The 25,398-nt window shown below is 62.3% G+C and carries 23 protein-coding genes and 3 pseudogenes; 18 read left to right on the plus strand and 8 right to left on the minus strand.

Annotation, left to right across the window (positions count from 1 at the left end):
* Positions 1 to 45 precede the first annotated feature (45 nt).
* Positions 46 to 501, minus strand: a complete 456-nt coding sequence (locus HALRU_RS02075; protein ID WP_015299766.1) for a DUF5814 domain-containing protein — start codon at positions 499 to 501, stop codon at positions 46 to 48.
* A 670-nt stretch (positions 502 to 1,171) separates the two neighbouring features.
* On the opposite strand from HALRU_RS02075, the gene HALRU_RS02080 reads away from it, so the two are divergent.
* Positions 1,172 to 1,696: an HNH endonuclease gene (locus HALRU_RS02080; RefSeq protein WP_245547767.1), complete on the plus strand. Its 525-nt coding sequence runs from the start codon at positions 1,172 to 1,174 to the stop codon at positions 1,694 to 1,696.
* 17 nt (positions 1,697 to 1,713) lie between these two features.
* On the opposite strand, the gene HALRU_RS02085 is transcribed toward HALRU_RS02080, so the two are convergent.
* From HALRU_RS02085 to HALRU_RS16220, 3 genes and pseudogenes are all read right to left on the minus strand, one after another.
* On the minus strand, positions 1,714 to 2,898 hold the full coding sequence (locus HALRU_RS02085) for a CBS domain-containing protein (RefSeq protein WP_148680398.1): 1,185 nt from the start codon (positions 2,896 to 2,898) through the stop codon (positions 1,714 to 1,716).
* A 1,127-nt stretch (positions 2,899 to 4,025) separates the two neighbouring features.
* Positions 4,026 to 4,121, minus strand: coding sequence for a winged helix-turn-helix domain-containing protein (locus HALRU_RS16215; RefSeq protein ID WP_216086554.1), 96 nt, complete (start codon positions 4,119 to 4,121; stop codon positions 4,026 to 4,028).
* A gap of 77 nt (positions 4,122 to 4,198) precedes the next feature.
* Positions 4,199 to 4,372: pseudogene (locus HALRU_RS16220) on the minus strand (helix-turn-helix domain-containing protein); the annotation flags it as partial.
* A gap of 959 nt (positions 4,373 to 5,331) precedes the next feature.
* Here HALRU_RS16220 and HALRU_RS02095 point away from each other — a divergent pair.
* From HALRU_RS02095 to HALRU_RS02135, 9 genes and pseudogenes are all read left to right on the plus strand, one after another.
* A pseudogene (locus HALRU_RS02095) lies at positions 5,332 to 5,571 on the plus strand (zinc ribbon domain-containing protein); the annotation flags it as partial.
* Between the two features lie 629 nt (positions 5,572 to 6,200).
* On the plus strand, positions 6,201 to 6,620 hold the full coding sequence (locus HALRU_RS02100) for a hypothetical protein (RefSeq protein WP_148680399.1): 420 nt from the start codon (positions 6,201 to 6,203) through the stop codon (positions 6,618 to 6,620).
* Positions 6,621 to 6,696: 76 nt separating this feature from the next.
* Entirely contained in the window at positions 6,697 to 7,758 is a 1,062-nt protein-coding gene (locus HALRU_RS02105; RefSeq protein ID WP_015299770.1) for a radical SAM protein, read from the plus strand.
* A gap of 172 nt (positions 7,759 to 7,930) precedes the next feature.
* Positions 7,931 to 9,367, plus strand: a complete 1,437-nt coding sequence (locus HALRU_RS02110) for a sulfatase (RefSeq protein WP_148680401.1) — start codon at positions 7,931 to 7,933, stop codon at positions 9,365 to 9,367.
* Between the two features lie 7 nt (positions 9,368 to 9,374).
* Positions 9,375 to 10,172 (plus strand): aldo/keto reductase, encoded by a 798-nt coding sequence (locus tag HALRU_RS02115; RefSeq protein ID WP_015299772.1) that lies wholly within the window; start codon positions 9,375 to 9,377, stop codon positions 10,170 to 10,172.
* Positions 10,173 to 10,477: 305 nt separating this feature from the next.
* Positions 10,478 to 10,780 carry a hypothetical protein gene (locus HALRU_RS02120; protein ID WP_148680403.1) on the plus strand — a complete coding sequence of 101 codons (303 nt, stop codon included), beginning with the start codon at positions 10,478 to 10,480 and terminating at the stop codon, positions 10,778 to 10,780.
* 127 nt (positions 10,781 to 10,907) lie between these two features.
* Entirely contained in the window at positions 10,908 to 11,438 is a 531-nt protein-coding gene (locus HALRU_RS02125) for a 50S ribosomal protein L16 (protein ID WP_015299774.1), read from the plus strand.
* A 328-nt stretch (positions 11,439 to 11,766) separates the two neighbouring features.
* Positions 11,767 to 12,303 carry an NUDIX hydrolase gene (locus HALRU_RS02130; RefSeq protein WP_015299775.1) on the plus strand — a complete coding sequence of 179 codons (537 nt, stop codon included), beginning with the start codon at positions 11,767 to 11,769 and terminating at the stop codon, positions 12,301 to 12,303.
* Positions 12,304 to 12,372: 69 nt separating this feature from the next.
* Positions 12,373 to 13,248 (plus strand): ATP-grasp domain-containing protein, encoded by an 876-nt coding sequence (locus tag HALRU_RS02135; RefSeq protein ID WP_015299776.1) that lies wholly within the window; start codon positions 12,373 to 12,375, stop codon positions 13,246 to 13,248.
* A gap of 119 nt (positions 13,249 to 13,367) precedes the next feature.
* On the opposite strand, the gene HALRU_RS02140 is transcribed toward HALRU_RS02135, so the two are convergent.
* Together HALRU_RS02140 and HALRU_RS02145 are read right to left on the minus strand one after the other, a co-directional pair.
* Entirely contained in the window at positions 13,368 to 13,766 is a 399-nt protein-coding gene (locus tag HALRU_RS02140) for an Hsp20/alpha crystallin family protein (protein ID WP_007699187.1), read from the minus strand.
* Between the two features lie 113 nt (positions 13,767 to 13,879).
* Positions 13,880 to 14,893 carry a type II glyceraldehyde-3-phosphate dehydrogenase gene (locus HALRU_RS02145; protein ID WP_015299777.1) on the minus strand — a complete coding sequence of 338 codons (1,014 nt, stop codon included), beginning with the start codon at positions 14,891 to 14,893 and terminating at the stop codon, positions 13,880 to 13,882.
* A 177-nt stretch (positions 14,894 to 15,070) separates the two neighbouring features.
* Between HALRU_RS02145 and HALRU_RS02150 the strand changes: the two genes are divergently transcribed.
* The 3 genes from HALRU_RS02150 to HALRU_RS02160 all read left to right on the plus strand — a co-directional run bounded on the left by HALRU_RS02150 (position 15,071) and on the right by HALRU_RS02160 (position 17,771).
* Entirely contained in the window at positions 15,071 to 16,039 is a 969-nt protein-coding gene (locus HALRU_RS02150; protein WP_015299778.1) for an aminopeptidase, read from the plus strand.
* A 122-nt stretch (positions 16,040 to 16,161) separates the two neighbouring features.
* Positions 16,162 to 16,815, plus strand: coding sequence for an HVO_0476 family zinc finger protein (locus HALRU_RS02155; RefSeq protein WP_015299779.1), 654 nt, complete (start codon positions 16,162 to 16,164; stop codon positions 16,813 to 16,815).
* 227 nt (positions 16,816 to 17,042) lie between these two features.
* The gene (locus HALRU_RS02160; RefSeq protein WP_015299780.1) at positions 17,043 to 17,771 is read left to right on the plus strand and encodes a protein-L-isoaspartate O-methyltransferase family protein; all 729 of its coding nucleotides are present in this window, start codon (positions 17,043 to 17,045) and stop codon (positions 17,769 to 17,771) included.
* Positions 17,772 to 18,123: 352 nt separating this feature from the next.
* On the opposite strand, the gene HALRU_RS02165 is transcribed toward HALRU_RS02160, so the two are convergent.
* Positions 18,124 to 20,262: a bacterio-opsin activator domain-containing protein gene (locus HALRU_RS02165; RefSeq protein ID WP_015299781.1), complete on the minus strand. Its 2,139-nt coding sequence runs from the start codon at positions 20,260 to 20,262 to the stop codon at positions 18,124 to 18,126.
* A 278-nt stretch (positions 20,263 to 20,540) separates the two neighbouring features.
* Here HALRU_RS02165 and HALRU_RS02170 point away from each other — a divergent pair, with 278 nt between their 5' ends.
* On the plus strand, positions 20,541 to 21,668 hold the full coding sequence (locus HALRU_RS02170) for a gluconate 2-dehydrogenase subunit 3 family protein (RefSeq protein ID WP_015299782.1): 1,128 nt from the start codon (positions 20,541 to 20,543) through the stop codon (positions 21,666 to 21,668).
* Positions 21,668 to 23,431 (plus strand): GMC family oxidoreductase, encoded by a 1,764-nt coding sequence (locus HALRU_RS02175; protein ID WP_015299783.1) that lies wholly within the window; start codon positions 21,668 to 21,670, stop codon positions 23,429 to 23,431. The genes HALRU_RS02170 and HALRU_RS02175 overlap by 1 nt, the downstream gene beginning before the upstream one ends.
* A gap of 71 nt (positions 23,432 to 23,502) precedes the next feature.
* Here HALRU_RS02175 and HALRU_RS02180 read toward each other — a convergent pair whose 3' ends face one another.
* Positions 23,503 to 23,922 carry a DUF4126 domain-containing protein gene (locus HALRU_RS02180; RefSeq protein WP_015299784.1) on the minus strand — a complete coding sequence of 140 codons (420 nt, stop codon included), beginning with the start codon at positions 23,920 to 23,922 and terminating at the stop codon, positions 23,503 to 23,505.
* 84 nt (positions 23,923 to 24,006) lie between these two features.
* Between HALRU_RS02180 and HALRU_RS02185 the strand changes: the two are divergent.
* From HALRU_RS02185 to HALRU_RS02190, 3 genes and pseudogenes are all read left to right on the plus strand, one after another.
* Positions 24,007 to 24,192: pseudogene (locus HALRU_RS02185) on the plus strand (formate/nitrite transporter family protein); the annotation flags it as partial.
* Positions 24,193 to 24,284: 92 nt separating this feature from the next.
* The gene (locus HALRU_RS16160) at positions 24,285 to 24,638 is read left to right on the plus strand and encodes an AI-2E family transporter (protein WP_342661885.1); all 354 of its coding nucleotides are present in this window, start codon (positions 24,285 to 24,287) and stop codon (positions 24,636 to 24,638) included.
* Positions 24,536 to 25,372 carry an AI-2E family transporter gene (locus HALRU_RS02190; protein ID WP_342661886.1) on the plus strand — a complete coding sequence of 279 codons (837 nt, stop codon included), beginning with the start codon at positions 24,536 to 24,538 and terminating at the stop codon, positions 25,370 to 25,372. Before HALRU_RS16160 ends, HALRU_RS02190 begins: the two co-directional genes overlap by 103 nt.
* Positions 25,373 to 25,398 lie beyond the last annotated feature (26 nt).

The following is a 25,398-nucleotide window of genomic DNA, read 5'->3' on the forward strand; positions in this document are numbered from 1 at the left end:
GGCTCCACCCGTCCCGCCCGAAGTCTATTCCAGTCGCCGACCGCCTTACCGCGCCAGTTCGTCTTTGGCCTCGCGAATTTTGGCCTGTTTCTCCGGATAGCCGTCGACCCCGGCCAGCCCTTCGGCTGCCTCGAGGGTTCGGACGCCGCTGTCGAGAAACGAGAGGACGTCGCCCGCGTAGGCGTAGACCATGTAGTCGTCGCTCATCACGTCGACGATCGCGTCGGGTCCGAGTCCCTGTGCGCGCAACTCCAGCAGATACTGGATGAACTTTCGCTCCGGACAGCCACAGTAGGGGTTGTCCTGGCAGTCACAGTCGAGAAAGTCACTCGCGAAGTCGAGTACCCGTTCGCGCGTCGCATCGTCCAGTTTCTCGAGGCCCTCGCCCTGAAAGAGCAAGTCGAGTGTCGCCCCTTTGAACGCCCCCTTCGGGACGTTCGTCTCGAGCTGCGAGGCGAGCTGGCGGTGGTTCTTGACGTAGATCTTGTCGGTGATGGCCACGCGTTAGTGACCCTAGTGGATGCCCGGCGAAAAATCGTTCGGGTCGAGGCCGATGCACGTACGCTATGACGACTGTTTCCGATACTGTGCGGGGAAATCACACACCTGTGATGAGGCGAAATGTATATCAGGCCCTCAGCGGATAGATATGAACGCAACCGTGTCCGGGTTGGGGTAATGGTTATCCTTCAGCCTTGTGGAGGCTGAGAAGCGGATTCGATTTTCGCACCCGGACTCATAACTTTTCAAACATATGCTCGAGTAGCCTGGGCAGTACGGTAGGCAATTCCGGAAATCGGAAACCACTCCACCACAATTTTCCATGAGGTGGTCGGATAATAAGTCGATGTATCCGTGCCCAACGTGTGAACGATCATTCGCAACCAAGCGGGGGCGGGCTGTTCACCACACAAGTACTCATGACGAGCGCCTTCCGAATCGAACGTGCAATTACTGCGGAACCGAGTTCCACTCTCCCTACGAGAAGGCGTACTGCTCTGACGAATGCCTCTCGAAGGCGAGCCCGTACGCTGGCCAGAACAATCCAAACTTCCGCGGCGGTAAGGAGGAGACCGAATGTGTTCTCTGTGGAAAGTCTTTTTCCTATTACCCATCAGAGAAAGTAGGTCTCTATTGTGCTGAGTGCGTAGATACTGCTGAATGGCGCGAAATGCCTCCGATTACGGGTGAGAATAATCCTCGCTGGTCCGGTGGCAAGCGCGAGTTCGAGTGCGCCGTCTGTGCCGAGCCCGTTGAGCGCTATCCTAGCAATGCGACCGGTGACGCGATTCTCTGTAGCGAAGACTGTCGCCGAGCGTGGCTCTCCGAATCGTTCACCGGAGACGGTCACCCCAACTGGAAGGGTGGCGGTAACGAACCCTACGGCGAGGGCTGGGCCGCGACGCGACGGGCGGCGCTCGAACGCGACGGCTACGCCTGCGTCCGCTGCGGAACCGACGCCGACGCGCTCGGCCGCAACCCAGACGTCCACCACATCGTCCCCGTTCGTCACTACATCGAAGCCGCTGCGTTCGAGAAAACCGACGCTCACACGCTCGAAAACGTCGTCACCCTCTGTCCGCCGTGCCATCGGAAGGCGGACTTCGGCCACATCGCTGCCGAGACCCAGCGCGAACTGATCGACGTCACGCGGCCGACAACCGTCCCTGCCGAACCGGGACCGACTACTGGCTGAACCACGTATTCGACGTCTCAGTCGGCGAGGCGTTTGTCCATCGGGGTTACGGAGCCGCTTTGCTGGACGACGTCGAGGGCGGTCATGACGTCCGAACGGGAGATGATGCCGACGAGCTCGCTGCCGTCTGTATTCCAGCCCGCGTCGGGCGTGACGACGAGCAACTGGCCGACGTTCTCCTCACGCATCTGCTCGATCGCACCCATCACGTCCGCTGCTGGCTCGACCGTCGGCGGCTCGTTCCGCATGATCTCCTCGACCGTGTAAGCTTCGCGCTCGACTGGTTTGACGTTCCGTGCGTCCGAGAGCGTGGCGATCCCGACGAGGCGGCCACCGTCCAGGACGGGGTAGGCAGTGTGGCGTTCCTGGAACATGCGCTGGACGAGTTCCTCGACGGTGGTGTCGATGCCGACGGTTTGCAGTCGGTCCGCCGGTGTCATGATGTCGGCGACGGTGACGTCCTGGAAGGCGGCCTTCATCGTCACCTGCTGGGACTCGCCCGAGGCGGCAATGTAGACGAACAGCGCGATTGCAATGAGCAGAGGATTCCAGGCGAACAGCCCGAACAGCCCCATCAGGACGGCCAAGAGTTTGCCGACCGTCGCGGCCTGACGGGTGGCCTTTGCGTACGGTTGATTGCGCGCAAGGAGGGCTCGCAGTACTCGCCCGCCGTCCATCGGGAACGCCGGAAGCAGGTTGAACGCCGCCATGCCAATGTTCAACACCGCGAGGAAGAGGAAGATGAACCGAAATCCGTCGAGACCCGCGGGCGTGGCGAGAAAGAGCCCGTAGGAGACGAACCCCACGAGCACGGAGACGATGGGGCCGGCGATCGCGATGCCGAACTCCTGGCGCCAGTTCTCGGGCATCTCCGAGAGCGCGGCGATGCCGCCCAGCAGCCAGAGCGTGATCGAGTCGATGGGATAGCCGTAGTGACGAGCGGTCAGCGAATGTCCGAGCTCGTGTAAGACGACGCCGACGAAGAGCCCGATCGCGGCCAGCAGCCCCCAGAGGTACGGCGAGTAACCGCCGGTGAGTACCGCGACGTCGATTCCCGCCCCCATCGCCTCGTTGAAGATCTCGGCCGCCAGACCGATCTGCACCGCGATGAGGTACGCGAAGATCGGCAGGACGAGCAGGAAGGTGACGTCGAGCTTGATCGGGGTCCCGAACAGCGACCCGATCCGGAAACTCTTCCACATGGCTTGCCCTACCCTCGGGAGAGTCTTAAGCCACCCGAAGTGGGTCGTGAACCGGATGTTCGGAGCCGACAACGCGACCGTCAGGAACGACTCCCCTCGACGATGAACCTTCCCTCCGGACAGACTGACGAATCCCTGCGTGCCCATTTTTACGGAAGGGACCAATCAATTATTTTTTTATATTGGGTGTGAGGGATAGATAATGGCACGACTCAAAGAGGTCCCGGTCGAGGATCTCGAAACCGCTCTCCAAGACGTCGATGGAAAACGACAGACGCTGCACTTGCTGTTGCGATCATGTACAAACGTGGTACGTTTGTGTCGATGATTACGGGGTGGCTCGATTTGCGCGAGGGCACGATCTACAACTGTTCGACCGGTTCGAAGACCGTCCGTTCCAGGACGGAATCACCGACGACAACCGCTCGAATCGACCGCCGAAACTGGACCAGGATTAACGGACTTCGCTCGAACGAGAGCAGTGCAGCAACCACCGACCGAGAACGGCTACGACCAGCCCGTGTAGTCGGGTGCGCTCCCGCAACGATTACATTCAAGAGGGGTCGACATCGAGTACAGTCGCCGGGCCGTCCGACGATTGCTCAAGACCGCTGGACTGATAGGTATTAGCAGAGATGCTCATAGATTCTCGGTGAGTTCAGCGTAGAAAGTTTGCTCGTGAGATACGCCTTCAGTTCGGGCAGTGTTCGATAGAGTTTTTTTTTGGACGTCCCTCGTTCACTTGACGCCAGCACGTTCGAGTGGGTTCATTTCCGGTGCATACGGGGGAGGCATTCAAGAAGCAGACCAGCCTTCGTTGCCTGCTTCATGAGGCGGTTCGCGATGAAATACGGCGCGTTTTATAAGACGAGAACCGGTTCCTCTCCGAACTCTTCTTTGAGCGCTCGCAGAAAGTGGGCTGCAACCTTCTTGGTAAACAATCGCTCAACTAACGAGAAAAAGCGGTCACCGTCGTCGGTGGCCGCGCCCGACATGATTGACCGAGGCCCGCTCGCCCGAGACCGGCAGCCTCGGGCGGGAGTTCACCGGAAACCACCCGCGTTTTTGCTTGGTCTTGATCACTTGCGTGTGCTGGTCGATCACGACGATCCGGTGGCCTGCCGCCTTCAGCGTCGGCCACTTTTTTTGAATTCACCACGCCAGCGCCGTTGTTCGGCGGGATCTGCCTTGTAGTGACGCGGGCGGGCTGTCTGATACGACAGACCCGCCTGCTTCGTCCCCGATACATCTCCGCCAGCGAGTACTCAACGTCGAACGCCTCGGCGATGTAGTCGTGAACGAAAGCTGGTGTCCACGTCGGCTCATCGTGGCCGGCCTCCGACGGCGACGCCGCCAGCGTCGCCGACAGCTCTGTCCACTGGTCCTCGGTGAGACGAGTCGGTTGACCGGGGCGAGGGGGGTCGCCGAGCGCGGTGAGATCGCGCTCGGCGCCGGTGTCGAGCCAATCGTACACTGTTTGTTCGGGAAACCCGAGCAACTTCTCGAGCTCTGTCGGTGATTTCCCTGCCGATACAGCAGAGCGCTCGTGAGGCGTTTGACCGCCTTCGCATCCGTTTCCGTACGCAGTTATTGGCGCAACTGCTCCTCATCGACACAATCTAACTTGCCGCTCCACGTCGTCATGAGACTCTCTACGCGCCCTGAGGATACGTTAAGCCGGTAGCGACAACGATCGAGCGCGGGCGACGCGACGACCGTCTGACCGACGGCCGGGAACTCCGGTTTCCGTCGTGATCCGCCGTCACCCGTCGGGATTACGGTGACACCAAGAATGGCCGCATTCGTTCGCTCTATCACGCTGGTCGAGTCACGGTGATACGAGCGCATCGCCGATTCGCATGCCTTGGACGGACCGACGAACCGATCTTCGACGACGGCTGTGCCACTGGCTGGGACGTACGGTGGTTTCGGAACCGGTGGAAAAGCGGTGGACGTCGGCGTCAGCTCATAGATTGGCCGTTGTGTCAACCGGAGGCGCAACTCGGCGACGCGGCACGCACCGCCCACCGGTAGAGAGGAGATCGTCGGAAGCTACGCAGTGCAATGTGGTTTCCACCTGGCCTCGAACATCTGCTGCTTATCCGGTGAACTGCGGGCGTCCATCGGGAGAACGTGGGATGGACTGGCCGCCGCGTGTCCTGGGCGGCTGGCAGCGATCCTCGCTACGCCATACCTAGTCTGAGTGGGCAACCCGTGAAACCCTCGTGGGGAACGGCCCTTGATGAGTGAGCGACGGTGCCACGAGGGAGATAGTCGGGGTGGTTCACATTGAGTGCCGAACGAAGTGGGCCTTCGCGCCGCTTGCTTCACCGACGGGTGTGGGAGCTCTCCGGCGTTCGCGGATCTTCGAGCCACCCACCGTCGCCTCATCGCAGGAGCGACGGGACGCGTTCCGCCCCGATCATCGCGCTCGGGCGTCACTCGTGGCATTTCCACCAACCCCCACAGTTCATCACGTACAAGTCCGAACGTTCTGGTATCCGCGTCGAGAGGTTAGATGCGTCCCATACCAGCCAACGGTGTTCGGAGTGTGGTTGGATGGGGACCCGTGATGGAGACCACCATTCGTGTTCGGAGTTCTGTCGTGGCGTCACGCCGACCTGAACGCTTCAGAGAATATCGCCCAACGGAAGAGAACCATGCCCGGGCTAACGCTTCGGGTGAGTGGGACCGTGTTCCCTCGTTGATTGAATAACCAACTGTCGTTGTCGCTCTCTGTATCCGGGGAGTGGCCCTATTGACAGGGCGATACGCGCTGAAAAGCACACTGTTGGTCACAGTTCGGTGGAGACCTTCGACGTTTCACGCGAACGCGTACCTGAAAACAGCGTGAATATTTTCTTCGGGGGAATTCTCGACCTGTTGGCGAAGAGAGTGTCAATACACACGGCTTTCCGACTGCGTCTGGATCAGTCTCTACGATTCCACCGGAGTAGAGTGGGGGAAGACTCCCTACAGGACCGGGTACGAGGTCGTCTGACGACGTTCTATATCAGGACTGCTTAGGCAACGGGTGGGGTCGTATCGTCCCGTTAGAAAACAACCTTCTATTTAATTTATTTTGTTGATTTATAACCAAATCTCATTCACAAAAGTAGTGTTTGTCCGATGTCGAATTATTTCTAGTCTGTCTCATGAATTTGCTTAACTAATTCGAACACTGAACTACTAATTTATATGGAAAATATTATATTGGTGAGCCTTCCAATAGCATATGATCGCTCATGGATGCAGTGAAAGCAGCCACGAACGTGGACCATTCGCAAAGTGTCGCCCACGAGATGGACGAGTTTGGAGTGGACTTCACCCCGAAGGACGTCCGCACCATGAACACGGCGTTGCATCTCGAGGATACGATCACGCCGGAGTTGATCGATGAGGTCGGGTTCGATGATGTTCTCGACGATTTCCGGGCACAACGACTGAAAGAGAAAATCGACGAGGGTATACTCAACCAGCTCGACGAATACGAATTCGACGGGTTCGACCTCGACGACGAAGACCTCAAGGAGTTCGCCGAGGAGTGTAAAATGTCGGAAGAGGAGCTCGAGATTCTCCTGCGAATCCAGGCCGCGTATATGGCCGCTGATGATATGGAGGAGGTCGAGGAAATCCTGGAAGAAGAGATGGAACACCTCGCCGTCCTCCCGCTCCCAGTCGTCGCCGCCGTCGCTGTCCATGTCGAGGTCACGATATATTGAACGGATCTTGACGGAGATATCATCTATAGGAATACTAACCAATTAATTACATTATGAAAAACCAACCTTGATCTCGTTGTTCCTGGATTACAAGTGTAACTTCGCCTGCGGTCACTGCAGCGTCGGCAGTAGTCCGGAAACGGAGTTCGAGATGCCCGAAACGACGCTGGACCAGGCATTTGACGAGATCGAACGGGTGAATCCCAAAACCCTCGTGTTCACCGGCGGAGAAGTGACGCTGCACAAGGAGCGGCTGCTGGAATCGCTCCGACGTGCAGACGAGATGGGGTTGAAAACCCGAATCGTGACGAACGGCTGGTGGGCCCACGACATGGAGAGTGCTCGTCAGATGATCGACGAACTCGTCGACGCCGGTCTCGACGAGTTGAGCACGAGTTACGACGACTTCCATACCGACTTCATCAGCCCCGAACCGATCATCAATCTGGTCGATGCGGGCTTGGAGAGTGACCTCGACAACATTGCGTTGGCGTGTGTCGTCGGCCCCGAAGATCCGGAGTACGATAAGGAGCGAATCACGGAACTGTTGAACGAACGGCTCGACGAGCCGGTGTCCGAACAGTCCGGATTGCTGCTTATCGAGGACTCGGCCGTTCCGTTGGGATCCGGGGCGCAGTTGGACGTCTCGAGCATCAAGGCCAAGAGCAAACACGATGACGGCTGTATGGAAGTCTCCTCGACGCTCTCGATCCATCCGGACGGCTCTGTGAAAGCCTGTTGTGGACACGCACAGTGGTACGTCCCGGATCTGACCCTCGGGAATATCAAGGAGGAACCACTCCTCGAGATCCTCGACCGCGGCAAACGAAACCTGATCTACTGGCTCATTCACGAAGTCGGCCCGAAACGGCTGATCGATCGGTTAGACGTGGACGACGACACCAACTACAGCGGTATCTGTCACGCGTGTCATGCTCTGTTGGGCGAGTACCGCGAGGAGTTCCTCGCCTACGCCGAGGAGAACCGGGAGGAACTCATCAAAAATGACATTATCCTCTCGGATAGTCTCCGGAGAAGAGCCAACACCCTCCTCGAGAACGAAGATGTAATCCTTGAGCAGATCGGCAGCGTACGGTCGGGGGACGAGGATGGGCAGCCGGGTCACGTGAGGACCTAACCACTCGGTGGGGCAGGCAACGAAAACGGAGTCGGATCTCGTATCCGGGGCCGGAAGACGCGGGCACCTTGTGAAACCCGCACGGACCGGCCCAGGCCCTACCGACCGTGGCGTTCCAGCGCAGTCACGAACTGGAACCCGAGGTCCGGGGCCCGAGAAAAACAACACCAGAATGACAACAGTTGTCCTTATTACGATCGATTCATTGCGCCACGATCATGTTTCGTGGATGGAAGAGTCACCAGTCGAGACCCCGTATCTCGAAGCGCTGGCGGAGCGCGGAACGGTCTTCGATACGGCGATCGCGACTGCCCCGATGACTACCCCGGCGTTTCCGGGCCTTCTCGCCGGTGCGTACCCGATGGATCACGGCTACAACCAGTTCAAACCGGCTCACGAACCAGTCCAAGATCGGTTGACCGACGCTGGAGTGACGACTGTCGGCATCACCGGAAACGTCGCCACGTCGGCAGTCTTCGACTACGACCGGGGGTTCGATCGGTTTTACGACACGATACCGATCGAACACCGGGACCGCCTCAAGGAGTTGGCTGACCAGCACGCCGACCCGCCACTGGGGATGGGGCCGTCCGAGTGGAAACGAAAGCGAGCGTTACAACTGCGAGACAACTCGGATCGTACGGTTCCGTACGGGCGAGCGGACGAACTTACGGACGAAGCTGTGTCCTCACTCGAGAGCCTTTCCCAGGGCGAAGACGCCTTCATGTGGATCCACTACATGGATCCCCACTACCCGTACGCCCCGCCACGGGAATTTCTGGAGACGGACACGGTGTGGGACCGCACTGAGGTTAACCGCGCGGTCTACCGCTGGTTGAGCGACCAGCCGGATCGATGTGGGCCTCGGCCCGAGGGAGGGAGACCGTATCCGGATCCGCCCGAGGCCATCGACGCGTTTCGTCGGTACTATCGGGCGGAAATCCGGTTCGTCGAGGACCAGATTCGTCGGCTGATCTCGGCGTTGGAACGGATCCGTCGCATGGAGGAGACGGTCCTGATCATCACAGCTGACCACGGCGAGGAGTTCATGGAACACGACGATTACGGGCATCGTGCCAAGCTGTACGACGAACTCATTCGGGTGCCGCTGCTCGTAGTCGACGATTCGAACTATGGGTTGCCCGCCGGCACGACGGTGTCGGAGCCGACGTCACACGTCGACATACCAGCGACTGTGACGGATTTCTTCCGCATCGATCCACATCCAGAGTGGCGGGGTCGGTCGCTCCGGGAGGTCGCAAACTCGGACGAGGAGACCGGTTCGCGCGAATACGTCCTCAGTGAGATCTGTCACCACAACAGCTTCACTGCGTCCCTCGATCCCGAGGACGCGATCGTTGCTGTGCGGGGGGCGGGCTGGAAGTACATCAAGAACCGTCAGTATGGCCGCAAAGAGGCCTACGATCTTGACGACGATCCCCGGGAGCAGTCTAACCTCGCCGAGGACGTACCGGTTCGGGTCGAAATGCTCGCGAGTCTGTGTGACCGGCGTCTGGCGGCAGTCGAAGAGGCGTCACCTCGACCGGGCGGAACCCTTCCTGACGTCGCCAAAGAACGGTTACGACAGCTGGGATATCGAACGGATTGAGGCAACCATGAGCGAACGAACAATTCCTTTGATTGGATTCGGCACGTACAGACTCGAAGATCACGACCAGTGTGCAGCCCTCGTTTCGGAGGCACTTGAAGCGGGCTACCGTCATGTCGACACGGCGAGTGCATACAACAACGAGGCTGCAGTGGGTGAGGGGGTCCGTACCGCTTCAGTCCCGCGCGAGGACGTAGTCGTCGCGACGAAAGTCTGGTACGACCGTCTCGACTACGGAGACCTGAAACGAAGCGTCGAAGTGAGTCTCGATCGGATGGGCCTCTCGACGCTCGATCTGGTGTATGTCCACTGGCCAGTGTCGACTTACGATCCGCCGCGTACATTCGCAGCTCTCGATATGTTGTTTGAAGATGGATTGATCGACGGAATCGGCGTCGCGAACTTCACGATCGAACAGCTGGAATCTGCCCGCGAGTATTGTGAGGCCGGTATCGACGTTCTTCAGATCGAATGTCACCCTCTATTACCCCAATGGGAATTGTGCGAGTACGCATACAGTCGCGATATCGATATCGTCGCACATACGCCCCTCTTGCAGGGTGAACTCGAGGACGTTCCGGAACTCCGTGAGCTCTCGGCCGACCGCAACTGTTCACCGGTCCAGGTCGGGCTCGCGTGGCTCCAGTCGCGTGGTATCAGCGCCATTCCCGGAACGAGCGACTTGACTCACCTCGTCGAGAACTTTGAGAGTCCGTCAATCGAATTGACCGAAGACGAGCAAGCCACGATCGACGGGATCGAGCGTCGACGACGGATCGCCGACCCATATTTCGCCCCCTGGTAATCAATCATATGGATTCGACGATACTCAAGATTGTCCGTGAACGGACGCGATCACATCGCGATCTGTTCCACTCGCGGTCACTTCTCGAATACCTCGTTGGGCCGGAACCCGACGAGCAGCAACTCGTTGCCGTAGCTGGCAACAGTGCATATTCCGCGCGTGGAACGTTCACCCGGTGGACCTACTCCGAATCAGATAAGATCGCTCGCCTAGCGTTTGCAACCGCAGCGGACCGTCGCCAGGCCCACTTGGAACGAGTCGGATCCCGTTTACCGTCGTCGATGACTTATCGGGACGGTGGCCGAATGCATGATTTCGTCCGGGCCCAGGAAGAGACGACCGCAAGGCTTGCCACGGGCTTTGTGGGTCGCGGACTGATTGCTTCCCATGCGTACGAACGGATCAAGGCCTTCTTCGCGGAATCGAACCGATCTGACCTTGAATCGCTCTTCACGGAGTTGGCCGCCGACGAGCGCGAGACCGTGGAAACTGGCATCGATCTCCTCGAGGAACGGGACTTTGAAGAGGGCCGACGCGAGGAGGTCGTGTCTCTGGCCGTTCGAACGGTCGATATCGCTGCGTCTGAGCTGACCGAATCGATCGAATAAAATGAGTGAACCAGAAAGAACGCTCGCCGGCCCGTCGTCTCGCCCGGTTGCGGTCCGGCCGGGCACGGCCAGGGTTCGAAGCCTTTATCCGCGTTCTGGGCTTCGGTTCCGGTAAGTAACCACAACCATGTCCGACAAACCAGCCTCAATGTACCGGGACATCAGCAAGCCGGCGTACACGCGACGCGAGTACATCACCGGCATCCCGGGTTCGAAGATCGCACAGCACAAGATGGGCGACATCAAAGCCGAGCCCGACGACTACCCCGTCCAGATCAGCCTCATCACCGAGGAGGAGGTCCAGATCCGACACGGGAGCCTCGAGGCCTCTCGCCTCTCGGGTAACCGGTACATGATCAAGCACGCCGGCGAGGGCAACTACAAGATGATCCTGCGCAAGTTCCCCCACCACGTCATCAGGGAGAACAAGCAGGCAACCGGCGCCGGCGCCGACCGTGTCTCCGACGGTATGCGCCAGTCCTTCGGGAAGATCGTCGGCACCGCGGCCCGCATCGACGCCGGCGAGCGCATCTTCACCATCTGGTGTGACGTCGAGGACGCCGACTTCGCCAAGGAAGCCATGCGTCGCGCCTACAACAAGATCACGCCGCCGTGCAAGATCGACGTCGAGAAAGGCGAGCAGAAGCTCATCTCGTAAAACAACCTTTTGCGCTGCGTGCGGTCGCTTCGCGACCGCACTCGGCAAAACGTTGATGAAAAGCACTCCTCCTTCCCCTACAGCGCCGCACAGCGGCGCTTCCGGGTCAGTCGTCGGCCCGCTCACTCGGCTAGCGCCTCGTTCGCGGAACACGGAGCTAAGGTAATCCAGCCCTCCCCCGTTGAGCGAAAGCGAAGCTTTCGCGATGCTCGGAAGAGCTTGCTCTTCCGTAGGCTCTCGCGGGTCGCTGGCACGACCACGCGCTCGCGGCCACCGTTTTCAATAATTCCGACAAGTGTATGGGACGCTCGTTCGAACTCTCACCTGAATGTCTGATCTCGGTTTCGGCGGCTACGCGGACGTCACGGACCCGCGGACGCGGTACGACGATCTGATCGAGGACAGAAGCGAGGAGCAACTCGATCGCGAATCGTTCGTCGAAGCCTGTGAGATGGAAGCGTTCCGGTCCGGCTGGGTCGGAGCCGGCGTCGTGGTTGACGACGCGGATCGCGTCCTCCTGGTCCACGAACCGGGCGCCGACCACTGGCTGCTGCCGGGTGGGACGATCCAGCGCGGCGAAACGCTCGCGGGCGGGTTGCGACGGGAGATCGACGAGGAGGCTGGCGTCGACGTCACTCCTGTTCGTCCGCACGCCGTCGCCGAACACGTCGTCAGACACGACGGCGAGTGGACCGGTTTCGCCGTCGGACTGATCGAAGCACGTCCCGAGTCGACCGAACTCGGAACCGATCTGGGCGTCGATGACGAGGAGATCGACGATGCGGGCTGGTTCGAGTCACTTCCGACGCGGACCTTCCAGCGCGATCTCGCGACCCGCGCGCTGGAACGCGTCCGTGCCGAATGAGCTCCACTTCGGCTGCCGTGTCCGCGCCACCTCGGATACCTTTTTGCGCTCGCGCTCGCTCGTTCGGGTATGCTGGAGCTCGCGGTGGCGAATCGGGAGGAGACGTTCGAGCGGATGCGAGAACCGCTGGCCGAGCGCGGGATTCGGGCCCGGCACGTGCCGGTGAGAGAGCGGGTGATCCCGCTGGATGGCGATGCGCCGATCGACGCGACCGAGTTCGACGTCGGGTTCGTCTATCCGGGCCGATTGATGGAGGGCGGCGTTGCCGACGCGATGCTCGACGTCCCGTGGGTGAACGGGCTCGAGGCGGTCGCCACGTCGCGGAACAAGGCCGGGGTGCTGGCGAGGCTCGATCGGGCGGGCCTGCCGGTTCCCGACTCCGTCTACGTCTCGAATCCGGTCGACGAGAGCGAGCTCGTCGACGTCTACGATCGTTTCGAGTCGCCGGTGGTGGTCAAGCCCAACTCGACGACCCGCGGTGTGGGCGTCGCGAAGGCCCACGACCTCGATTCGTTCCTCGGCGTCTGTGACTATCTCGGCCTGGTCCAGGACTACAAAGCGACCGGTGACAAGTCCTTCCTCGTCCAGGAGTACCTCCCCGACGCCACGGACTACCGGGTGATGGTGCTCGACGGTGAGTACGTGGGGGCCGTCGAACGGCGCCTGCCAGACGGTGCTCGCGAGGCCGGTCAGTGGAAACACAACGTCCACCGCGGTGCCGAGGCGCAGGGTGTCGAACTCTCGGGAGAGCGACGGAAACTCGCCGAATCGGCTGCACGGGCGCTGGATATCGACTTGCTCGGGGTCGACCTCCTCGCGACCGACGATCGGGTCGTCGTCACCGAGACCAACGCCAGACCGACGATCGACGCGGCGACGAAGTACGAACCCGACTTCTACGATCGGCTGGCCGCGACGATCGAGGCCCGCGCGGACCTCGGGTAGTGCCACGGCTGGGAGCTGGAGCGTGGATCGGGAGGAGGCCAGCAGTTTCGGTCGTGTCGGTGAGCCGAGGGAGCGGCTGTGTTGTACCTGGAGAAATACTGTGCGTGTCGCCGGGGCGATTACTCGAGGCTGATGCCCGAACTCTGCTCGGCGGGTTCGAAGACGACCTCGAGCACACCGTTGTTGTACGTCGCGCTCGCGGTGTGTTCGTTGACCCGCCGGGGGAGCGAGACACGCTCGTCGTACTCGCGGTGGTCACTTCGGGCGGAGATAGTCAGGGTCTTGCCGTCGCACTCGAGTTCGATGTTGTCCTTCTCGACGCCCGGAAGGTCGGCGACGACGCGGATCTCCGTGTCCGTGTCGTGGACGTCGACGTGGGTGTCGGTGCCGAAGCCGGTATCGACCGTCCCCGCCGAGGACTCGAACTCGACGTTCGCACCCTTCATCATATCGTTCATCATGCGTTCGATCTCACGGAAGAGATCGTCGAAGGGTTCGTCGCGGTCGTCTCGTCTCATAGCGGAAGGTTGCGCCCGACCGTCCAAAAGCTTTCTGTCGGCGAACGGGTTTGCGGTCAGGTGTCGGCGACGGCGGCGCAGCGAGTCGAGACTCGGCGAGTGTCGTCGGTCGGCTACCGGCCGATGTCCATCGCGTCGTTCGTGGTCTCGATACTCTCGGCGGCGTCGGCAGCGCCGGTGACGGCGCGGATGGCGTCGACGTTCTCGGGGACCACGTCCGACTCCTGGTGGATCGCCTGGAAGAGATAGAGATCCCGCCCCTCGGTCGAGATGGACTCCTCCCAGATGCAGTTCTCCCAGAGGTCGCCACGCGGTCGCCCGACGTCGTGGGCGTACTCTTTGAGCTTGCCGGCGCCGTCGATGTCGAGGCTCTCTGGCACGAGGAAGAGGCGGTCTTCGTCGGCGAACAGGTCACGAACGTCGGCGGCATCGGCGGCCGACTCTAGCGTGACGTTCAGGCTGTGGACGTGCATGAGCGTCGCCGGGACCTTCATCCCGAGCGTGTCGATGTCGACGTCGGGGAAGATGGTGTTGACGTCGGGGCCGTGATGCGAGGGGATCGTCACCGGATTCGGGAGGATGTCGTTGATCGGGCCGCGGGACGTCTGGCCGGGGTCACCGCCGCGGCGGACGAGCGTCGCACGGACCTTCTCGATTCCGTAGGCTTCCTGCAGTGGTGCGATCACGCGCGAGAGTCCCGTCGTGTTGCAGGAGACGACGCGAACGTGGTCGGCGTCGACGGCGTCTTCGAAGTTCGACCGGGCGTTGAAACTCACGTCGGCCACGTCGGCGTCTTCGCCACCCTGGTAGAGCGCCGGCGTGTCGTACTCGTCGTACATGGCCTTGTTCTCGGCACCGATCCCGCTTGGGGTGGCGTCGACGACGACGTCCGCGGCCTCGACGAGGTCGGTGACGGGGCCCGCGATCTCCATTCCCGCGTCCGCGAACTGGTCGGCCCGATCTTCGATCGCCGCGTACAGCGAGTAGCCCCGATCGAGTGCCGACTGGGCCTCGAAGTTGGGCCGCGTCTTCGCGACGCCAAGGACTTCCATGTCCGGCTGGGCCCGGACGGCGTCCGCGACCCGTTTGCCGATCGTTCCGTAGCCGTTTACCGCGACCTGTATCATATGCGCGAGTCTCCACTACCGAGGGGGTTAATCGTTTCGAGGTCTCCGCGCGGTGGTCAGCTTCGCTGCGCTGTTTTCTGCCGGGTGCGGTCGGTTCCGCGTGGGCAATCCGACGGACACTGGCTCCCGTCGCCACGAGTGAGAAGGTCTTTCCGCTGGCCACGCGCATGGCGTCGTATGGAAGACGATGCGTCTCTACTGGCCCCCGCACGCACCGCGGTCGAGCAGTGTCTGGCCCTCGATGCGTCGGAGTCGTGTGTGATCGTCACGGACGACAAACGCCAGCCGATCGGGCAGGCGCTCTACGAGGTCGCGAGCGACATCACCGACGATGCGGTCGTCGTTCGCTATCCCGTTGGGGAGACTCACGGGAGCGAACCGCCGTCCCCGGTGGCCACGGCGATGGCCGATGCGGACGTCGTACTCGCACCGACGACGAAGAGTTTGAGTCACACGCGTGCACGCGGGGACGCGAACGAGGCCGGTGCTCGCGTCGCGACGCTTCCGGGTATCACGCCGGACGTGTTCACGACCGGTCTCGACGCTGATTACGAGGAGATCGAAGCCCGCTGTGAGGACGTTCTCGCACAGGTCGAGGCGGCCGACGAGATTCGTGTGACGGGTGACGGCGGGACCGACATCACGTTCGACGTGGCCGATCGACGCTGGAACGCCGACACCGGCATCGTCCACGACGCCGGCGCGATGTCGAACCTCCCGGCGGGTGAGGTATTCGTCAGCCCCGAGTCGGCGACCGGCACCTACGTCGTCGACGGAACGATGATGCCTCACGGACTGCTCGACGACGACCAGACCCTCTCCTTCGAGGTCGAGGACGGCCTCGTCACCGACATCTCGGACGACGACATCCGGGAGACGGTCGAGACGGCCGCGGACGAGGTCGGCGACGCCGCCTACAACCTCGCGGAACTCGGCATCGGGACGAACGTGGCCGTCACCGATCTGGTCGGTTCCGTCCTCCTGGACGAGAAGGCGGCCGGGACGATCCATATCGCCATCGGCGACGACGCCGGGATCGGTGGCGACGTCGAGGCGCCGATCCATCTGGACGGCATCGTCCGCGACGTCGACGTGTTCGCCGACGGCACCGAGGTCACCCTCCCCGAACCGGCCGAATCCACGTAACGACACCGACGTCACGATTTAGCTGACGTGGGGTGTGATCACGACTGACGGTAGTTAGCCGTCGAACGTGCACCAAAACGCGCTCCAATCCCCTTTTACGCGCGTGGCCTGTAGCCGACTGCATGAGTGAAGTCGAGGATCGACAGGCCGTTCCGTGCCCGTCGTGTTCGCCGGCCGTCGAAACCGTCCACGAGGTGCTCTCGCCGGGCGGCGGGTCGCTGACGGTTCGCTGTGGCGATTGCGGTCACGTCCACAAGATCCAGCCGACGAGCGAGGCGGAGGTAACGCTCGACGTCGTCGTCTCGCAGGGCGGCGAGTCGACGGCGGCCAACGTGACGACGCCGGCGGACGAGACGATCGCCGTCGGCGACGAGTTTCTCCTAGAGACCGAGGCGATGCTCGCGACCGTTCGGGTGACGAGTGTCGAGCTAGACGGGCATCGACGACGGGAATCGGCGCCCGCCGAGAAAGTCGAGACCGTCTGGACGCGCGAGGTCGACAACGTCGCGGTCAACGTGACGATCCACCCTGGGGACGGCACACACGACGAGAGCCGTGCGACGACGATTCACGTCCCCGGCGATTACGAACTGACCGTCGGTGAGGTCGAGACGTTCGGCGAGGACGAGTTCGAGATCGACGCCGTCGTCGTTCGGGGCGACGCAGACGGCTACAATCGCGACCGATACGAACAGGAGGGCGATACGGTCTTCGCGAAGGATACGAAGCGCGTCTACGGCTGGGACGAGACGTCCACAGCCTGGTCGGCCTGGTGACTGTCGGTTCGCCCGGAATACACCGGTCGACCTGACAGGCGGCTACGTAACCACAGCGGTCTATTCTGCCGAATGTGGTGAGCTGAGCCCCACGCACCGTCGCAAATACACGGGTGAAAGCACGGTTCGGTTGTGGGGAACGCTGGAATCGCTATCGGGAAATCTGTCGGCAATCGTGTGGTTCCTGCAAGCGCGTCTTTGATAACGGTCGCTCGGATAGCCGACGTATGGATCGTGCCGTCCTCCGGGAGGACATGATCGACAGCCTCCAGCACGAGCCGAAGGACGTCCTCGCTGACGAGGCGGTCGCCGTCGCGATGAGCGACGTCCCTCGCCACGAGTTCCTCCCAGCGTCGGCCGACGCGTACGCTGACCGATCGTACGAGTGTGAGGGAACGCGAGCCCTCTCTCCGAGTGAGGCGGCACGCCTCGTCCAGGGGCTCGACCCGGCGCCGGGCGACTCCGTGCTGGTCGTGGGTGTCGGCGTCGGTTACACCGCTGCGCTCCTGGCGGAACTGGTCGGCGAGGAGCACGTTCACGCGGTCGACATCTCTCGACCGATCGTTTCCCTGGCCCGATCGAACCTCGCGAGCGCCGGGTACGGGGGCGTCCTCGTCGATCGTCGTGACGGATCGTACGGGCTCCCGGAGTACGCACCGTTCGACCGCATTCTCCTCGAAGCGGCGGCCGTCGATGCACCGATGGCGTTGACCGAACAGCTGGCCGACGGCGGCCGGTTGGTCTATCCGCGTGGTGCGACGAGTCAGCGCCTCGTCGCCGTCACCGACGACGGTCGCACCGATCTGGGACCCGTGTCGTTCGCGCCGATCCTCGTCGAGGGCGAACAGTCCGGTGCGTTAGAACGGAATCGAACCGCCCGGGAGGACTTAGAACACGCCGTTCGGCGCACAGAACGCCGTCGTGGCTGGGAACTCGACTGGATCGACTGGGAGTGATTCCGCTCACTGGCTGTACTCGTGGTTACGTGTGGCTCACGTCGTGTTACGCCCGACGGTGGAACTGCCGTCACCGGTCACTATCGCTCGATGAGTGGAAAACGGTGAGACCGTGGGGGTCCACCGAAGTAGGGATTGGGGGGTGGGGTGGGTGGCGACTAGTACCGTCGTAGCGCCACTTACGGGTATGATAGCGGCGGGGTTAAGAATAACCGCTAACTGTTTATGGCCATTGGAAAAGCAACACTAATTGATTAAAAACCGCTGGGCGGCCGGCACCGTTCCCGCACATTGGTCGAACCAAACACTACTGCCGATACCGTTCGTGCCGTCCGTTCCGATCGCTCCGGTGCTATCGACGGGGCCGGTCGTCCAGCACACGGTCGACGATCTTCCGCTGCGCGGCCCGGAGATGATAGTGGAAGGTCGGGGGCGAGATATCGAGCGTCTCGGCCAGATTCTCGCCCGTGCTCTCTCGGGGCCACTCGAAGAAGCCGCTGTAGTGTGCGGAGTGCAGCGCTTCGAGCTGTTTTTCCGTAAGGTGCTCCGTCACCTGCTGTGGCCGGTGGTCGGGCGCGGTCTCGGTACGGTGTTCTCGCCGGGCAACGAGTTCGGTGTCCGGATAGCCCGCTTGAATAGCCTCGACGAGCGATCGGGTGTCGATTTGGGAGGGAAGGACGAGCGTGACAGTCGTTCGACTGTCCGTCGTCGCGGCGTTGACCACCTGCGTATCGTACTCGACGAGCGTCTCGAGAAACGGTGTCGCAGCCACTGTCACGTCGAGTAACGTCGAGTCTTCGCCCGCCGAGACGATCGAGACGTCGTCGATAGCCGTGAATTCGTCGGCCAGACGGTCGCTCTCGTCCGGCGGTAGATCGGCTGGCACGCGCACGAAGCACGTCCGGAGGCCGCTCGTCCGCTGGAAGATCCCCTCCAGCTGAATCGGTCGATCGAGGGCCGAGCGGAGTCGGTTGAAGAGGAGGTGATCGTCCCCACAGTCGAGTTCGATCTCGATTCGTTCGTCGGTCACCATCGCCCGGGTTCGTTCAGCGCTCCTGATCGCGTGCCCGATCACTTCGCCGAGTTCTCCCAGGACGTCGCGTTCGCGTTCGGTGACCGCGTCCGCCGCCGTCGCGTGCACGACGACGGCACCGTATCGCCGTTCTCGGCCGGTCAACGGGACGGCGAGGACGGTCTGGAAACCGTGTGTCAGTGTCGTCGTCCGACGGGGGTCCCAGGTTGGTTCGTCGAGCACGTTCGCGACGACGCGGACGTGCTCCTGATCGAGTGCGGCGGTTACCAGGTCGACTTCCGGGGCGTCCGCTCCATCAGCCCGAATCTGGTCGGCGTAGGTCTCGTCGATTCCGGCCCAGGCCGAGGGACTCCACGGCTCTCGACGAGGCGCCAGCCAGGCAGCCAGGTAGCGATCGCTCGCCGCGAGTCGTTCACAGACGGTCGTTTCGATCTCGGCCCGCGTCGTCGCCTGGGCGATTCCCTGCGTGATGTCTCTGACGAGTTCGTTCGTGTGATCGAGGCGCGTCAGTTCCTCGTTCTTCCGTGTGAGCCGTCGATCGTGCTCGCGAAGCAGTTGTTCGCGTTCGGCTCGATCGAGTGCGGCTTCGGTGTTCGCCGCGAGAATCTGGATGAGTTCGATCATCGTCTCGTCGAAGCCGTCTCGCACCTCGCTGCCCGTGACGAGCAGGCCGTGCGACCCGAGGGGCACGAGGACCTCGCTCTGTCGGCGCCGGTCGTCTGCGGGTGCTGGGCCGGTGCTGACGTCAGGAACGTACGACAGCTCCCCGCCGGAGAACGTCTCCCAGACGTGGCCGTCACCCTGCTCGTACGTCCGATCGGGATCGAGCGTGTCGGCCGTGCCCGGCGTCGACGCGACGTGTTCGAGTGCTGCGGCCGTGGGTTCGAACCGGTAGGTCGCGACGATCGGCACGTCGAGGATATCGCCCGCTGTCTCGACCAGCGCACGATAGATCTCGTGTTTCGTCCCGGCTCGCATGAGATCGCGGGTCGTCTCGTGTAAGCCGGTGAGCGTCCGCTCGTAGCGCTGTTCGCTCTGTCGTAACTCCGTCTCGGCCCGGTACTGGCCGACGGCGTTTCGAATCTGGTTCGCCAGCAGCGTGTACTGTTCGCGCCCGGACTTCTTCTGTAAGTAGCCGGTGACGCCGGCCGCGATCGCCTCGCTCGCGATCTCCTCGGAGCCCTTCCCGGTAAAGAGGACGAACGGCAGGTTCTCGTCGCGTTCTCTGACGGCCTCTAACAACTCGAGGCCTGTCATTCCGGGCATATCGTAGTCGCTCACCACGCAGTCGACGTCGCGCTCTTCGACCGTCGAGAGCGCTGCAGCCGCCGTCGTGACGGTCGTCACGTCGAGCGTCTCGTCGACCCGGCCGAGCATCTCGGCCGCCAACTCGGCGAAGCTGGGTTCGTTGTCGGCGAGCAGGACGGAGACCGACTCGATCGACGTTGCCCCTGGCACAGGTACGTCGTGAGATTGCTGCCCAGGTACTAATATATTAGCACCACCTCTCGCACCGTCGACCGCCTGCTATACAGTTCGTGTTGGTACTCGTGCCGGCACGGGTCGTCGGTCTACAACTGTCTGGCCGTCTGGTTGACTGGCTGCGTCATCGCCTGACCGATTGACCGTCGAACGCTGTCACTACCCCCACGGCCGGCCGCGCCCGCAACTGGGCCGTTACGGGCCTGCTTTCGCAGGTATCGCCACTATTCGGGTATCCGGGGTCGTAGGCGTGTATGGTGGGCGAAGAGCCACGATTCGATTTCACCAGAGACGTATCGAGACGGACGCTCATGCGCGCCGGCGGCGGCCTGGCCGTCTTCGGGATCGCAGCCCCGGCCGAAGGGACCTTCGACCCGGCGGACTTCGACGTCACTCCGCTCCAGCAGCTGGACGAAGTCGAGGTCGATCCCCGGGGACTCCAGTACTTCACGATCCAGCAGGCACGTGTCGTCCACGATCTGACCGGCAGGATCTATCCGTCCGACGACCTCGGTCCGGGCGCCCCCGAAGCCGGTGTCGTCTACTTCATCGACCATCAGCTCAATTCGGCGTGGGGACGCGGCGAACAGTGGTACATGGAGGGGCCGTTCGCCGGTCGGGATCCGACCGACCCGTTCCAGAGCGAAGGCGTCTCGGACGAGGAAGAAACCGACGTTCCCTGGGCGGAGACGACGCCGGCCCCGACGCAGGGCTGGCAGTATCCGCTGACACCGAACGAGGCCTACGATCGGGCCATTGCTGCGATCGAAGCGCACGTCCAGTCGACCTACGACGCGTCGACGTACACCGAACTCGATGGCGACCAACAGGACGAGGTCGTCGCGGCGCTCGAAGCCGACGAGGTTGGGACGTTCGAGGGGACCGGCATCGCCGCGGGCGACTTCTTCGCGCTCCTGTATCAGAACACCCTCGAAGGAATGTTCAGCGATCCGATGTACGGCGGCAACAGGGAGATGGTCGGCTGGCGGCTGAAGGGCTTTCCGGGAACGCCGGGCGCTCTCGGTAGCTATCGAGAACTCATCACTGACGACGAGTACATCGAACTTGAAGAGGGCGACTACCGAAAACTCGCCGACGACGTCGCCTCACTCGGCATCGACTCGGACAACGAGGTCCCAGCGAACGAACAGAGCGAACAGGGTCACGCACACGTACACAATGCTGCCGAAGCCGACTATCCCAAGATCGTCGATCCCGCCGCCGCCCGGGGCGATGCGGACCCGGATTCGGCACCGACGGGATCGGTCGACAGTGCAGACGGCAAGGGCGCTCCCGACGTCGAGGACGGACAGATCGACAACTCCGAAGCCGCAGACGGGCCGTCAGCTGAGTCTGCGGGCGACGATGGGGGTGACCGCTGATGGTGCAACAACTGGATCCCGTCGACGTCGTCACGGTCGGTGCCGGCTGGACGGGTGGCATCATCGCGAAAGAACTCGCACAGAACGACTACTCCGTCGTGAGCCTCGAACGCGGCGGCGAGCGCGAGACGGAGAACTTCTTCACCGTTCACGACGAGCTGGGCTACGCGCTCCGGTACAAGTTGATGCAGGATCTCTCGAAGGAGACGATCACGTTCCGGAACGCCCCGGAGGATACCGCCCTGCCGATGCGTCGATACGGCGCCTTCTTGCCCGGAACGGGTGAGGGCGGGGCGGGCGTCCACTGGAACGGCGTCACCTGGCGATTCCTCCCGTACGACTTCCAGATCCGCTCGCAGACGATCGATCGCTACGGGGAAGACAAGATTCCCGACGGGATGCAACTCCAGGACTGGGGACTCACCTACGAGGAACTGGAGCCGTACTATCACACCTTCGAGTACACGGCCGGGATCGCCGGCGAAGCCGGAAACGTCGACGGGGAGGTTCAGGATAGCGGCAATCCGTACGAAGGGGCGCGAGCGGACGAGTATCCGCTTCCGCCGATGGAACAGACGCCGGCACTCGGGCGGTTCGCGGACGCCGCGTCGTCACTCGGCTACGAACCGTTCATGCAGCCGTCGGCCAACCTCACCGAATCGTACACCAATCCCGACGGCGTCCAGCAGGGGCAGTGTCAGTACTGTGGATACTGTGAGCGGTTCGGCTGTGAGTGGGGTGCGAAATCGTCGCCGATCACGACCGTCCTCCCGGCCGCAAAGGAGACGGGCAACTACGAACTGCGAACCCATGCAGACGTGATCGAGCTTCTGTATGACGACAGTGAGGGCCGAGTAAGTGGCGTCCGATACGTCGACCGGGAGACGGGAGACATCTACGAGCAACGGGCGACGGTCGTCGCACTGACGGCCTACGTCCTCAACAACGTGCGTCTCCTGCTCCTCTCCGATATCGGGGAGCCGTACGACCCGGAGACGGGTGAGGGCGTCGTCGGGAAGAACTACTGCTACCAGAACTTCGGCGCCAGCGCGACCGGGTTCTTCGACGAGGAGGCCTGGAACCTCTACATGGGTGCCGGCGCGCTGGGTACGGCTATCGACGACTTCAACGGTGACAACTTCAATCACTCGGATCTCGACTTCATCCACGGCGGGAACGTCTCGATCAGTCAGACGGGTGCCCGCCCCATCGTGAACAATCCGGTTCCGCCGGAGACACCGGCGTGGGGATCCGAGTTCAAACGCCAGAGCATCGAGAATAACCACAGCACACTCGGCGTCTCCTGTCAGGGGTCGGTCCTCCCCTTCCGCGATAATTACCTCGACCTCGATCCGAACTACACCGACCAGTACGGCCGGCCGCTCCTCCGAATGACCTTCGACTGGCACGAGCAGGATCGCAACCTCGTCGAGTACGTCGGCCCCTACCTGGAGGAGATCATGCAGGAGATGGGTGCGGATACGGTCGACGCGACGACCGCACTGGAGGGAAGCTTCGACATCACGCCGTACCAGTCGACGCACAACACCGGCGGGGCGATCATGGGCGACGATCCGGCCGATTCCGTGGTCAACACCTACCTCCAGAACTGGGATGCCGAGAACCTGTTCATCCCCGGCGCGTCGGCGTTCCCCCACAACAGCGGCTACAATCCGACCGGAACCGTCGGGGCACTGGCCTTCCGGGCCGCCGAGGGTATTCAGGAGTACCTGAACGATCCTCGCCAACTCGTCACCCCGTAGCCGGGTTTCAGGAGCGTCTCTCTCTCTCTCTCTCTCTCTCTCTCTCTCTCTCTCTCTCTCTCTCTCTCGATTTACGTTCCCCGCTGGCTGTACGCGAACGCCGCCAGAAGCAACACTCCGAGAGCGACGAAGAGACTCCAGTGAGCGATCGCCGACCCTCGCAACGGTTCGGGGAGGTTGACCAGCCCAGTCGCCTGCATCAGTCCGAACGCGACGAGCAACCCGCTGGCGACCGAGACGAGCCCGACCGCGAGTCCCTGCTGGAGCCCCCACCTGGCTTCGCGGGACGCTTGCGCACTGTCGGTCGTCGGCTCGGCCATCTCTCCGGCCTCGGGCGCAGTTCCGATGACCTTGTCGTCTTCGTCGTGCCTTCGCCGTTCGCCGTCGCTATCGCCCGTGTCCTCGACGTACCCCAGCGTCTCCCTGTCGCCGGATTCGGTGTCCTGCTCCGGTCCTCCCGTCTCGTCTCGAGATCCGTGCTCGTCACTCATCGTCCCTCGTACCCGGCGAACACGGGTTATCGTTTCACCTGCATCAACAGGCTTCGGCGGAGGCGAGGGTTTCGCCCTCGCTGCCCGTTCGACCACGTCATCGTCACCGTCCTCCACGTACTCTTCGGCATGCGGTTCGGGGCGGAGATCGGCCTCGGCGCGCTGGCCGCGGTGACGGTCGTCTCGACGGCCGGCACCCTCGTCGGCGGCCTCGGCCTCGTGACGGGTAGCCACGTCGCGCAGGCGACCGGCGCCCGCGAAGTCGAGTAGCCTCCCGGCGACGGAACGCCGTCGGCGCGCACTGCTCCGTAATCTGCCGGTACCCACCCGGCGTTTTTGACCGGCGACCTGGACCGAGACGTATGTCCGAACGCCGTCGGTGGGACGGTCATCGCCTCGTCTGGATCGCGCTCGGACTGGTTCTCGCAGTCGCTGTCGGCTTCGCCCTCTCTCAGTACATCGGGGCCGTCCTCTTCGCTCTCTTCCTCTACTACGCGACACGACCGGCCTACCGCCGGTTGAATCGCCACCTGGACCATCCGAATATCGTGGCGTCGGTGACGATCCTGCTCGTGGTCCTTCCGATGCTTGTGATCGTCGCGTATGCGGGGTCGTGGCGCCCCGGGAGCTGGATCAGTTCCTCGCCGCGAGCGACCTCGAAGTGGTCCGGTCGGCGCTCGAACCGTACCTGTTACCGGTTCACCAGGGTGACGTGAGTGCACTTTGGGACGCGCTTCCGACCGGCACCGCTTCGGTCGGTTCTCTCGCACAGCAGGGCCTCCCGGGTGCTTTCGGGCGCCTCTCGTCGGCTGCCGGACTCGTCTTCGCGGTTCTCGCCCGCTTTTTCCTCATGATCACGTTCCTCTTCTACCTGCTTCGGGACGACTGGAAGCTTCGTCGCTGGTTCGTCCGGAGCGTCGACCACGACGAGGCAGTCGTCTCGTTCCTCGACACGGTCGACGACGACCTCGAAGTGATCTTCGTCGGCAACCTCGCCGTCGTCGGCATCGCAGCGGTGTTCGCTGCCGTCTCTTACTACGCACTCAACCTCCTCGCGCCGGGCGGCACCGTCGTCGGCGTCCCCGTATTGCTCGCCCTGCTCATCGGTATCGGGACGCTGATACCGGCGGTTGGTATGAAGATCGTCTACGTCCCCTACGGGATCTATCTCCTTGGACTCGCCCTCGGCACGGCCACGCCGCTGTGGCACCCGATCGTCTTCTTCGCCGTCTCGTTCACGATCGTCGATACGATTCCAGATTTCTTCGCCCGGTCGTTCCTCTCGGCGCGAAGCGGCGTCCACATGGGGCTCGTCCTCCTGGGGTACTTCCTCGGCACGCTCGCCTTCGGCTGGTACGGGCTGTTCCTCGGCCCGATCGTCGTGGTCCTGCTGGTCCACTTCGCCGACGATGTCTTTCTTGACCTTGCGGGCGCCCTGTTGGAAGACTGATGAATTTCGGCGACGTTCCTCCGCGA

Origin of the sequence: Halovivax ruber XH-70 (genome assembly GCF_000328525.1) — an archaeon.
In the GTDB taxonomy this organism is placed as follows: Archaea; Halobacteriota; Halobacteria; order Halobacteriales; family Natrialbaceae; genus Halovivax; species Halovivax ruber.

Bases quoted from the DNA above. Each gene is read 5' to 3' on its own strand.
- HALRU_RS02175 (WP_015299783.1), top strand. From the start codon at position 21,668: ATGGTGCAACAACTGGATCCCGTCGACGTCGTCACGGTCGGTGCCGGC.
- HALRU_RS02120 (WP_148680403.1), top strand. From the start codon at position 10,478: ATGCATGATTTCGTCCGGGCCCAGGAAGAGACGACCGCAAGGCTTGCC.
- HALRU_RS02155 (WP_015299779.1), top strand. From the start codon at position 16,162: ATGAGTGAAGTCGAGGATCGACAGGCCGTTCCGTGCCCGTCGTGTTCG.
- HALRU_RS02085 (WP_148680398.1), bottom strand. From the start codon at position 2,898: ATGTGGAAGAGTTTCCGGATCGGGTCGCTGTTCGGGACCCCGATCAAG.
- HALRU_RS16160 (WP_342661885.1), top strand. From the start codon at position 24,285: ATGTCCGAACGCCGTCGGTGGGACGGTCATCGCCTCGTCTGGATCGCG.
- HALRU_RS02080 (WP_245547767.1), top strand. From the start codon at position 1,172: ATGCCTCCGATTACGGGTGAGAATAATCCTCGCTGGTCCGGTGGCAAG.
- HALRU_RS02100 (WP_148680399.1), top strand. From the start codon at position 6,201: ATGGACGAGTTTGGAGTGGACTTCACCCCGAAGGACGTCCGCACCATG.
- HALRU_RS02130 (WP_015299775.1), top strand. From the start codon at position 11,767: ATGTCTGATCTCGGTTTCGGCGGCTACGCGGACGTCACGGACCCGCGG.
- HALRU_RS02170 (WP_015299782.1), top strand. From the start codon at position 20,541: ATGGTGGGCGAAGAGCCACGATTCGATTTCACCAGAGACGTATCGAGA.
- HALRU_RS02135 (WP_015299776.1), top strand. From the start codon at position 12,373: ATGCTGGAGCTCGCGGTGGCGAATCGGGAGGAGACGTTCGAGCGGATG.
- HALRU_RS02150 (WP_015299778.1), top strand. From the start codon at position 15,071: ATGGAAGACGATGCGTCTCTACTGGCCCCCGCACGCACCGCGGTCGAG.
- HALRU_RS02110 (WP_148680401.1), top strand. From the start codon at position 7,931: ATGACAACAGTTGTCCTTATTACGATCGATTCATTGCGCCACGATCAT.
- HALRU_RS02140 (WP_007699187.1), bottom strand. From the start codon at position 13,766: ATGAGACGAGACGACCGCGACGAACCCTTCGACGATCTCTTCCGTGAG.
- HALRU_RS02125 (WP_015299774.1), top strand. From the start codon at position 10,908: ATGTCCGACAAACCAGCCTCAATGTACCGGGACATCAGCAAGCCGGCG.
- HALRU_RS02180 (WP_015299784.1), bottom strand. From the start codon at position 23,922: ATGAGTGACGAGCACGGATCTCGAGACGAGACGGGAGGACCGGAGCAG.
- HALRU_RS02115 (WP_015299772.1), top strand. From the start codon at position 9,375: ATGAGCGAACGAACAATTCCTTTGATTGGATTCGGCACGTACAGACTC.
- HALRU_RS02145 (WP_015299777.1), bottom strand. From the start codon at position 14,893: ATGATACAGGTCGCGGTAAACGGCTACGGAACGATCGGCAAACGGGTC.
- HALRU_RS02160 (WP_015299780.1), top strand. From the start codon at position 17,043: ATGGATCGTGCCGTCCTCCGGGAGGACATGATCGACAGCCTCCAGCAC.